The organism is Xanthomonas sp. SHU 308 (assembly GCF_000364645.1).
GTDB classification, from domain to species: Bacteria; Pseudomonadota; Gammaproteobacteria; order Xanthomonadales; family Xanthomonadaceae; genus Xanthomonas_A; species Xanthomonas_A sontii.
On record NZ_AQOK01000210.1, the window covers coordinates 1 to 1370 of the forward strand.

At 71.8% G+C, this 1370-nt stretch carries 1 protein-coding gene and 1 pseudogene; both read left to right on the forward strand.

The genetic code is table 11. The features are described 5' to 3' along the window. Positions 1-204 (forward strand): annotated as a pseudogene (locus D588_RS24305) (zinc transporter ZupT); the annotation flags it as partial. Positions 205-330: 126 nt separating this feature from the next. Continuing rightward, the coding region (locus tag D588_RS0108035; protein WP_017915600.1) for a DUF3300 domain-containing protein at positions 331-1370 on the forward strand (1040 nt) is incomplete at its 3' end.

Consider the following 1370-nt stretch of genomic DNA (forward strand, 5'->3'; position numbering starts at 1 on the left):
GCGCTGGCGCGCGTCCTGTCCGAGGCGGTGTTCGGCGCGGTGTTCGGGCTGATCGCCGGGGTGATGGTGTTCCTGGCCCTGGACGAATTGCTGCCAGCCGCCAAGCGCTACGCGCAGGGGCACGAGACGGTATACGGCCTGGTCGCAGGCATGGCCACGCTGGCGCTCAGCCTGGTGCTGTTCCGCCTGTCCGCACCGGTCTGATGGCAGCGGCCGACGCCGGCTGAACGCGCGCTCGCTGGCCTGCGCGAGCGCGCCGCGCAGAAAGGTCGCAGACACCCAGGGCGGCGCATGCTGCGGCCACCTTCGCCCCGCTCGATGAGGTGTCGCATGGATCTCCGTCCCCTGCCCCCGGCCAGGCTGGCCCTGTTCACCGCACTGAGCGTGGTGGCGCTGGGCGCCTGCCAGCGGCAGGACACGCCCACTCCTGCGGCCCAGGCCGATGCGCCCGCCCCGGCCGCGGCACCCGCACCTGCCCCCTACGTGGCCCCGACCGCCGACCAGCTCTATCAACTGGTCGCGCCGATCGCGCTGTTCCCGGACAAGCTGCTGGCGCAGACCCTGGCCGCCTCGGTGTACCCGGACCAGGTGGTGTCCGCGCAGGATTGGCTGCGCAACAACCGCACTCTGTCCGCCACCGACCGCCTGCAGGCGGCCGCAGCGCAACCCTGGGACCCCAGCGTCAAGGCGCTGACCGCCTTCCCCGACGTGGTCGACCAGTTGGCCGGCAACGGCGACTGGACCCGCGCGCTGGGCGACGCCTACGCCCACGATCCCAACCAGGTGCTGGATGCGGTGCAGGTGATGCGCCAGCGCGCGCAGGCGCAGGGCCACCTGCGCAGCACCCCGCAGCAGCGCGTGCAGGTGGTGCAGCGCACCGTGGTGGAGCCGGCGCCGGCCTATGCCGACGCGGTGCCGCCGCCGACCCGCACCATCGTCATCGAACCGGCGCAGCCGGACGTGGTCTACGTGCCGCGTTACGACCCCGACGTGGTCTACGGCGCACCGGTCAACGTCTACCGCGAGTACCGCTATCGCCCGCCGCGCCCCTACTACGACACCGGCGACCTGGTCACCGCCGGCATCATTTCCTTCGGCGTCGGCGTGCTGGTCGGCGACGCGCTCGAACACCACCACCACAGCGTGTTCGGCTGGCTGGAACCGGCGCCGCCGTGGCACAGCTGGGGCTGGAACAACTGGGGAGTGAACTGGAACGCGCCGCCGTCGGTGCCCAACTACGTGGTCTACCGCAACAGCGTGTACGCGCCGCGCACCACCATCATCAACAATCACTACGACAACCGCAGCTACGTGCACAACGACTACCGCGGTGCGCCGCCGCCGGTCGCGCCGATGGGCGGTCCGGGCGG